The sequence below is a fragment of the Acinetobacter sp. YH01018 genome, assembly GCF_013420295.1.
Taxonomy (GTDB): Bacteria; Pseudomonadota; Gammaproteobacteria; order Pseudomonadales; family Moraxellaceae; genus Acinetobacter.
The window spans coordinates 1-8662 of record NZ_VOYL01000071.1 but is presented as its reverse complement, the minus strand read 5'-3'; the positions used below and the strand labels follow the sequence as shown (position 1 = coordinate 8662).

At 40.9% G+C, this 8662-nt stretch carries 8 protein-coding genes; 3 read left to right on the top strand and 5 right to left on the bottom strand.

The window, feature by feature from the left end:
- Positions 1-678 precede the first annotated feature (678 nt).
- The 4 genes from FTT83_RS14830 to FTT83_RS14815 all read right to left on the bottom strand — a co-directional run bounded on the left by FTT83_RS14830 (position 679) and on the right by FTT83_RS14815 (position 4406).
- The gene (locus FTT83_RS14830) at positions 679-1542 is read right to left on the bottom strand and encodes a DMT family transporter (protein ID WP_180081289.1); all 864 of its coding nucleotides are present in this window, start codon (positions 1540-1542) and stop codon (positions 679-681) included.
- A gap of 97 nt (positions 1543-1639) precedes the next feature.
- Positions 1640-2677, bottom strand: coding sequence for a class II fructose-bisphosphate aldolase (gene fba, locus FTT83_RS14825; protein ID WP_086196371.1), 1038 nt, complete (start codon positions 2675-2677; stop codon positions 1640-1642).
- A 122-nt stretch (positions 2678-2799) separates the two neighbouring features.
- Complete coding sequence (locus FTT83_RS14820; RefSeq protein ID WP_086196372.1) at positions 2800-3072, bottom strand: hypothetical protein; 273 nt, start codon at positions 3070-3072, stop codon at positions 2800-2802.
- 146 nt (positions 3073-3218) lie between these two features.
- Positions 3219-4406 carry a phosphoglycerate kinase gene (locus FTT83_RS14815; RefSeq protein WP_180176801.1) on the bottom strand — a complete coding sequence of 396 codons (1188 nt, stop codon included), beginning with the start codon at positions 4404-4406 and terminating at the stop codon, positions 3219-3221.
- 141 nt (positions 4407-4547) lie between these two features.
- Here FTT83_RS14815 and FTT83_RS14810 point away from each other — a divergent pair, with 141 nt between their 5' ends.
- The 3 genes from FTT83_RS14810 to FTT83_RS14800 all read left to right on the top strand — a co-directional run bounded on the left by FTT83_RS14810 (position 4548) and on the right by FTT83_RS14800 (position 6942).
- Positions 4548-4931 carry a DUF2237 family protein gene (locus FTT83_RS14810; RefSeq protein WP_086196374.1) on the top strand — a complete coding sequence of 128 codons (384 nt, stop codon included), beginning with the start codon at positions 4548-4550 and terminating at the stop codon, positions 4929-4931.
- Positions 4931-5524, top strand: a complete 594-nt coding sequence (locus FTT83_RS14805) for a nucleoside triphosphate pyrophosphatase (protein WP_180176802.1) — start codon at positions 4931-4933, stop codon at positions 5522-5524. Before FTT83_RS14810 ends, FTT83_RS14805 begins: the two co-directional genes overlap by 1 nt.
- Before the next feature lie 248 nt (positions 5525-5772).
- Positions 5773-6942 (top strand): cupin domain-containing protein, encoded by a 1170-nt coding sequence (locus FTT83_RS14800; RefSeq protein ID WP_180176803.1) that lies wholly within the window; start codon positions 5773-5775, stop codon positions 6940-6942.
- Positions 6943-7116: 174 nt separating this feature from the next.
- On the opposite strand, the gene FTT83_RS14795 is transcribed toward FTT83_RS14800, so the two are convergent.
- Complete coding sequence (locus FTT83_RS14795) at positions 7117-8517, bottom strand: ATP-binding protein (protein ID WP_257234925.1); 1401 nt, start codon at positions 8515-8517, stop codon at positions 7117-7119.
- Positions 8518-8662: the final 145 nt, after the last annotated feature.

Sequence of the window (8662 nt, the reverse complement as noted above, 5' to 3'; positions counted from 1 at the left end):
CATGAAATACGGTATTCTGATGTGACAAAACCTGAATCCTGGTCGTTAAAGTGTTTGTTTGCACTCATATTTTAACTGTTAGGACTCAGGTTTTTTTATTTAAAGCAAACTATGGGACAGCAGTGGCGAATATGCCCCTTTCATGTCATTTCAGGACTTATTTTTGTAACAGGACTCAGGTATATTGGCAAAAAAATAAACGGTAGTCCCTACTATGCTTCCAGCTATCAAAATGCCGATAAAATTTGAATGTCGCTCTTGCCAAACGGTTTACATGCAGAAATATAGCGCAGATGCTATTTTGACGTCTTACCCTAAATGTCCACATTGTCAGCAACCCGGTCAACTTCAGGGCACGATTGAAATGCAGGATCTATTCAAACATCCTATTATTATGGCTAACTACTATTGGAAAGATACATTACAACGCTTTCAACGCTCATAATTGAGCAAATGTCCTTATACTATAAAGCTTGAACACTAAAAATACAGCGCATTTAAATGCGCTGTATTTTTAATTGCAATTCTTGCATTGCCAGCAATATTATCTTCAGCTTTATCAACAAGAAAATCATCACTATTCTGCCCGCCCTGTCTGCCATCAAAATGGCTTATTATTGGGTTTGGCAGAAAAGGAAGATTTTCTGCAACATCCTTTCATTTTTGTATCGAGCTATATCAGACAGACATTGCATAGGCTAAGCAAATAACACTGGCCAAACCTAAAGCAAGACCGCATGCAGTTGCAGGTTTTAATTTTTCTTTAAACAGAATTAAGCCACTTAAAGCTCCCAGCAGCACCACAAGAATGTTCATGCCTGCAAACACAATTGCAGGTGTGTCTTTTAATAATATGTGTGCCTTGACATACAGGGCTATATTGGCAAAATTTAAAACTCCCAGCCCCAATCCAGCCAGAATATTTCGACTACTGCCTGCTGTTTTCGTGGTCATGCCAATATAAGCCAACGACAAGATGAAGGCACAGATAAACATCAAGTTTAGTGCTACAGCAAACTGCACTCCCAAGCCAGTGGTGTACTTGAGCAATACATCAATCAGCGCATAGCCACACCAGACCAATGCCAGATAAAGCAAGCCTTGCTTTGAAAATGGCTGCCCTTGCGCTGCTGCTTGATGTGAAAATAAAATACTGAGTACGGCGGAAATCCCTAATCCGATTCCGATTATTTTTAAGGTATTAAACTGTTCCTGAAAAATAAAGAATGCTGCCAACAGAGACAAAACCACCGATAAACGCTGGGCAATTTCCGTTTTGATAATACCGGCATATTGCAGTGATTTCGCCAAGCACAGGAAAATACTCGGTAGTAATACACCCAGCGCCACAATCAGCCACCACGGCGTATCGATAACTGATATGTGCTGTAAATCGGGCTTAAACCATAAAAAACAGAGTACACTTGCAGAGGCATAGTTCCAGACAATCATCTGCAAGGCATCAAAACCATTAGCCTTGCATAATTTAAACAACATTGAGATGACGACACTACAGCATGCTGCAGCCAATATAAGTTCCATCTTTTGCCTTATTTTCCCTATTTATCATGCTTTAGGAATGAGATACAGAAAAGCCCACAATAGATGTGGGCTTTTGATTATAGATAATCTTTAACGATTATTTATAACGATTCACCATTTTCTCTAAAGAAATTGGACGAATCTTGTCTGCATGACCTGCAGTACCAAATGCTGTATAACGATCTACACAAATTTGTTTCATTGCAACAATAGTTTCTGCAAAGAATTTACGTGGATCGAATTCGCTTGGTTTTTCCGCCATCATGCGGCGCATTGCACCAGTCGATGCCAAACGCAAGTCCGTGTCGATATTGATTTTACGAACACCGTGTTTGATTGCTTCAACCAGTTGTTCAACAGGCACACCATAAGTTTCCTTGATGTCGCCGCCAAATTCATTGATTACAGCCAACCATTCTTGAGGTACAGAACTTGAACCGTGCATGACAAGATGGGTATTTGGTAATGCCGCATGAATTTCTTTAATACGGTCAATTGCCAAGATGTCGCCTGTAGGTGGACGCGTGAATTTGTATGCACCATGTGAAGTACCTACGGCAATCGCCAAGGCATCTACATCGGTATCAGCAACAAACGAACGTGCTTCTTCAACTGAAGTAAGCAGTTGAGAATGGTCAAGCACACCTTCTGCACCTACGCCATCTTCTTCACCCGCCATACCTGTTTCAAGGCTACCCAGGCAACCAATTTCACCTTCAACTGAAACGCCACAGGCATGTGCCATTTGAACAGTACGGCGAGTCACGTCTACGTTGTATTCATATGAAGTTGGTGTTTTACCATCTTCACCCAAAGAACCATCCATCATTACTGATGAGAAGCCCAACTGGATAGAACGCTGACATACGTCAGGGCTGGTACCGTGGTCTTGATGCATTACCACTGGAATGTGTGGCCATTCTTCAATTGCAGCTAAAATCAGGTGACGTAAGAATGGAGCACCTGCATATTTACGAGCACCCGCAGATGCCTGCACAATGACAGGTGAATTTGTTTCGTCTGCGGCCAACATAATTGCACGCATTTGTTCTAAGTTGTTTACATTGAACGCTGGTACGCCGTAGTTGTGTTCTGCAGCGTGATCCAAGAGCTGGCGCATCGAGATTAGAGCCATAATATCCTCCCAGGTGATGCGCCATATTCTACATGCTGAATCATTTCAATTCAGCAACAAAACACACTATTTCAAAAAAAATCCCTGCTTATGCAGGGACTTTTAAATAAAAAACTACAAACTTATTGAGCAGTTGCTGTAGAGGCAGCATCATCTGTAGCGGCAGTCGCTTCATCTGCTGGTGCATTTGCCACTTCAGCAGGTACATCAGTATTTTTTTCATCCAGGACAGGCTTATCCAGTGCATCAATCGCTTTTTGCTGTTCTGGAGTCGTTTGCTCCTCTACTGCTGCTGAAGCGGCAGTTTCAGTTTTAGGTGCTTCATCTTTCTTGGCACAGGCAGTCAAAGCCAAAGGTAAAATCACAAGTGCTGCAAGTGTTAATTTCAGGTTCATCACATTTTCCTACGACAGGAGATTTAATGACCGGAATTTTATTGCAGATATATTGCATTTTTATGACCAAAAAATGAATCACTCAAATGAAAAGGCATGAAAAAAGGCTGACCGAAGTCAACCTTTGATACTTTTAAAAGAATGTATTAAGCGCGTTCTAAAAGCACAGCAACCGCTGGAAGGGTTTTGCCCTCAACAAATTCAAGGAATGCACCACCACCCGTAGAGATATAACCGATCTTGTCTGCAACGTCGTATTTATCAATCGCAGCTAAAGTATCGCCACCACCTGCAATAGAGAAACCATCAGATTCTGCAATTGCTAAAGAGAGTGCTTTCGTACCTTCACCGAACTGATCTACTTCAAATACGCCAACAGGACCATTCCAGAGAATCGTTTTTGATGTTTTCAGGATTTCAGCAAATGCTTTCGCAGTTTCTGGACCCACATCCAAAATCATGTCGTTGTCTGCAACATCTTCCACTTTTTTTACTACAGCTTTAGCCGCAGCCAATGAACCGAGGAAATCATCAAAGTTAATTTCAGCAGCATCTGCAACCACAACGTCAGTTGGAAGCGGTACAGAAACTTTTGCTGCGATCGCTTTTGCAGTATCGATCAAATCATTTTCGCAAAGTGATTTACCCACGTTGTAACCAGCCGCAGCCAGGAAGGTATTGGCAATACCGCCACCTACGATAATTTGATCGCAAATATCTGAAAGTGAAGTGAGTACATCAAGCTTAGTTGATACTTTAGAACCCGCAACAATCGCAACCATTGGTTTTTCAGGGGTTTTAAGTGCACGACCCAAAGCATCCAATTCTGCTGCAAGTAAAGAACCCGCAGCCGCTACTTTTGCAAAACGCGCCACGCCTTCAGTTGACGCTTCTGCACGGTGTGCAGTACCAAATGCATCCATCACAAATACATCGCAAAGCGCGGCATATTTTTGTGCAAGTTCAGGGTTGTTTTTCTTTTCCCCAACATTGAAACGGCAGTTTTCAAGAAGTACCACTTGACCAGCTGCAACTTCAACACCATCTAAATAATCAGTGAAAAGTTTGACTTCCTGGCCCAAAGCTTCAGTTAAGTACGCTGCAACTGGCGCCAAAGATTGTTCAGGTTTTGGCTCACCTTCAACTGGACGACCAAGGTGTGAATAAACCATGACTGCTGCACCTTTTTCCAAAGCCGCTTTAATGGTTGGCAATGCTGCGCGTAAACGTGCATCACTGGTAATTACACCGTTTTTAACAGGAACGTTTAAATCTTCACGAATTAGTACACGCTTACCTGCCAAATCCAGGTCAGTCATACGCTGAAAGTTCATGTATAGCTCACTTTATAGATATAAAAAACGCCCCGATTTTAAATGATTATGTAGAAAAAGGTTAGCATCTTTTGCAGAAAAGCTGTCGAAAGGCAAAGTTTTGATTATTATAGTCAAAAGCCACATCATGATTTAGAGCTTATGTCTATTCACCCAGATCCAAATATCAATCGTTTAAATGTTTTAGGCGAACCCTTGGCAAGCTGTTGCTACTCTCCTATTACCGGTTATTTTCGTAACGGCTTTTGTCATACGGCGACCACAGATCTAGGTCAGCATACGATGTGTGCACAAATGACCGCTGAGTTTCTTAATTTTTCGCAAAAAGTAGGTAATGACCTGATCACACCTCTTCCAGAAGTCGATTTCCCAGGTCTAGAACCGGGTGATTTCTGGTGCATTTGTGTAACCCGTTGGGTTGAAGCATATCAGGCTGGTATTGCTCCGCCTATTAAAATACAAGCTTGCCATCAAGCTGTGCTCTCATATGTTCCGCTTGATGTGCTCATGGAATATGCAGTGTAATGAATACTCCCAACATTATTTTGGCTTCAAGCAGTCAAACCCGTAAAGAGCTGATGAATCGTCTCCGTATCGACTATCAGAGCTTGGTACCAGATATCGATGAATCCCCACGGGGCGAAGACCATGCAGATGAACTGGCGAAACGGCTAGCTTTTGAAAAGGCCAACATTATTGCCGAACAATATCCCGATGCTATTGTGATTGGTTCCGATCAGGTGGCGTGGCGTGAAGGGGCACCCGATATTTTTATTGGCAAACCTTTGACTGTGGAAAAAGCCATCAAACAGTTACAGGCCAATTCGGACAAAATCGTTTATTTCAGTACCGCCCTCAGCGTACAGCAAAAATCGACGGGATTTGAACAGACTCTGGTTGAACATTATAAAGTGAAATTCCGCAAACTGGGTTTGGCCGAAATTGAACGTTATATTGAAGTCGATCAACCTTTAATGTGTGCAGGCAGTTTTAAGTGTGAAAGTCTCGGCATTAGTCTGTTTGAACAGATGACCGGGCAAGATCAAACCACTTTGATGGGTATGCCGATGATTCAACTTTGTCATATCCTGCGTCAGTTGAATGTGTTAGTGCCCTAGCTCAAATTCTGCTTAAGCCAATCCTTCCATGACTTGAATGGTTGGCTTATTTGAGGGTTCCGCCCCCTTTGTTCAAGTTTTTTCTGTCCATGATTCATGGCTAGCATTGCGCTATTATCAATTTCAAAACTTCCCACACTACTTCACTCCCATAATGCAGACTAAGGAATCTTCCCCAACTGATTTACAACTTGCTCTCACCTGCAACTCCATAGACAATAAGCATAAATTTATAGGTGCTTTATCTTATGTCCCAGCCTCTAGACGTGCTTGGCGGAATTACCGCCGAACAATTCCTTGCCGAATACTGGCAAAAAAAACCATTACTGGTTCGTAACGCTCTCCCTGAAATTGCAGGCCTTTTAGAACCTCATGATGTTATGGAACTGGCGCTAGATGAAAATGTCACTGCCCGCTTAATCAAGCAAAAAGATAAAGACCCAAATCAATGGTCAGTGAAGTCTTCACCTTTGATTAAAGCAGACTTTCAGAAGATGCCTAAGCTTTGGACTCTACTGGTTCAGGCCGTAGACCATTATTCATTTGATCTCGCTGAACTGTGGAAGAAATTTCCCTTCATTCCGCTGTGGCGTCGTGATGACATCATGGTGTCTTATGCGCCTAAAGGTGGATCTGTCGGCAAGCACTTCGATTTTTATGACGTGTTCCTGGTACAAGGTTATGGTCATCGCCGCTGGCAATTGGGACAAATGTGTGATGCAGATACTGACTTCGTTGCAGGACAACCTTTAAAATTACTTCCTGACATGGACGTGAATTTTGATGAGGTGCTTGCTCCCGGTGATCTACTATATGTACCGCCTGGTTTATCACACTACGGCGTAGCGGAAGATGACTGCCTGACTTTTTCTTTCGGTTTCCGCATGCCGAACGTGGCAGAAATGATGGATCGCGTCAGTGACAAATTCGCAGACGATCAGTTGCTTAAAAATCCATTAAAAGACATTCTGCGTGACAAAATCAGCCCGATTGGTCAAATTACCCAAAATGAGCTGGAGTATTTAAAAACCGAACTTTTGGCACAATTGCAAAATCCGGCTGTGCTTGAGGATGCCCTGATGAGCCTAATGTCAGAAGCGAAATATCCGGAAAATATTCCAGAGGCGGAAGCCATTGGTACAGGTGATCTGGAAGAAGCTTTGGATCAGGGCTATTCACTTATGCTCGAGCCGGCATCACGCCTGCTTTATACTGAAGCTGAAGGTGAGTTGCTATTTTGGGCAAATGGTGAAGGTATTTGTATTTCCGAAGTTTTTGCCCCAATTTTAAAACAGTTGGCTGATGGCGGTTCAGTATTACTGGATGAAAATTTGTATGATCCAGACATTCTCGAAGACATTGTGAATTTGCTCAATGAATCTATTCTGATGCTGTTGCCTGCGGCAGATGAAGAATAAATAAAGCTACAAAATGGGGAAAATAATATTTTCCCCATTTTTATATTTTAAAAAATTTATATTTATTTCTTCTCAAGATTAAAAACAAAATAACTCGCTCATTTTAATTTTTTCCAATTTTATAAAATGATGAAATAGTAACCAATATCTAAAAATTAAAAAAAATTTAATTGCTTATTTCAGCTGAACAATCGCCTGAATGATGGTGCAACCCGGTTCAGAAGATAATTTAAACTCGCCGCCCATACGTTCCAAACGCATTTTCATACTGCGCATGCCAATACTTAATCCCTGTTGCACTACACTATCTGCATCAAAACCAACACCGTCATCTTCTATACTCAAAATAAACTGGTTTTCTCGAATATAGACCATCGCTATTTTTACCTGCCTGGCCTGACTATGTTTAATAATATTGGTCAGGCTTTCTTCCAGTACCCGAATCAAGGTGAGACACTGCAAAGCACTCGGCACGGCTTGCCATTCCTGCGGAAAAATCCATTTAGAACGAATATCCAGTTCATCCATAAGCTGACTAAAACGATGCCTAACGGGTGCCACCCACAGTATGGGATTAACTGGAATTTTATTATCTGCAGATGAACCACTATCGATAATTTGCCTAAGGTCATCTCTTAGTAATTTAAGCATCGATAAAAATTGCTTGTTGGAAATATCATGCGTACTTTGATCCACTAAAATCATCGAGCGAACCAATGATGCGCCCAAACCATCATGTAAATCATGGGATAAATTGATTCTTTCTTGTAGCTTGACATTTTTAAGCTCTAATTGATGTTTTTCATTCAAACTGGAGCTTAAATCATTACTGACCTGCTGAACTTTCATTTCTAGCTGGGCATTAAATGTTTCAATTTTTTTAACATTACGTGCCAATCTTGAACCTAATATAATTACCATAAAAAAGGTGATAATCGGTCCGGTATAGGGAGATAATGGTCGAACATCCTTTACAACCACCTCTCCCGATAATAATAAAAGGTCGAATATCATAAAAATGACAATAGCGCTTAGGCAAATGGCTAAAAAGATATAATCTGTTCTTTTAGATTGAATTGCGTAATAACAGGCATATAGATAACCGATAATAAACAGTCCAACATAGATTAAAAATATCAGCGCAAAAACCCAATAAGCTGACTGCTGCGGGGTGAGAAAAATACCTGCAATAATCAGTCCCGTAATTCCCCAAACAACTGTCTCAACTTTAATAAAGCGCTTTTGGATAAACCTGAATGAATAAATACAGAAACTTACAACATAAAGAATAAAAAAAGCCAAATTGGCCTGTGCTGCAATTAGTGTATTTGGATAGGGAAATGTTTCTGTAGTCAACATATTGGAAATAAATAGCACCCATAACAAGGAACTTAAGGCAAACCATCCAAAAGTAGTTTCTTTTCGCCGCGATAACCAGATAACAAAACAGATCACCCCAAACGTAATGGATAAAATAAGATTAATTTGAAATAAAGTTCTGCGATTCCATATCTGACTTTGATATGACTCGTAATTGTTTTGTACATTATTAAGTTGACAAAAACAACTAAACATGCGAAAAGACATTTTTGGTTAACCTGAGTTCGATATAAAAAAGAGTAGAAAAAAAGCCCTGAATTTATAACATATTGGTTCTCAATACAAAATGTTATAAAACAAGGCTTCTCGATGGATCATATTACCGAATTATTTTGTATTT

Excerpts from the sequence above, each read along its gene's own strand:
- FTT83_RS14830 (WP_180081289.1), bottom strand. The coding sequence starts at position 1,542 with ATGGAACTTATATTGGCTGCAGCATGCTGTAGTGTCGTCATCTCAATG.
- FTT83_RS14820 (WP_086196372.1), bottom strand. The coding sequence starts at position 3,072 with ATGAACCTGAAATTAACACTTGCAGCACTTGTGATTTTACCTTTGGCT.
- FTT83_RS14795 (WP_257234925.1), bottom strand. The coding sequence starts at position 8,517 with ATGTTTAGTTGTTTTTGTCAACTTAATAATGTACAAAACAATTACGAG.
- FTT83_RS14805 (WP_180176802.1), top strand. The coding sequence starts at position 4,931 with ATGAATACTCCCAACATTATTTTGGCTTCAAGCAGTCAAACCCGTAAA.
- fba (WP_086196371.1), bottom strand. The coding sequence starts at position 2,677 with ATGGCTCTAATCTCGATGCGCCAGCTCTTGGATCACGCTGCAGAACAC.
- FTT83_RS14800 (WP_180176803.1), top strand. The coding sequence starts at position 5,773 with ATGTCCCAGCCTCTAGACGTGCTTGGCGGAATTACCGCCGAACAATTC.
- FTT83_RS14815 (WP_180176801.1), bottom strand. The coding sequence starts at position 4,406 with ATGAACTTTCAGCGTATGACTGACCTGGATTTGGCAGGTAAGCGTGTA.
- FTT83_RS14810 (WP_086196374.1), top strand. The coding sequence starts at position 4,548 with ATGTCTATTCACCCAGATCCAAATATCAATCGTTTAAATGTTTTAGGC.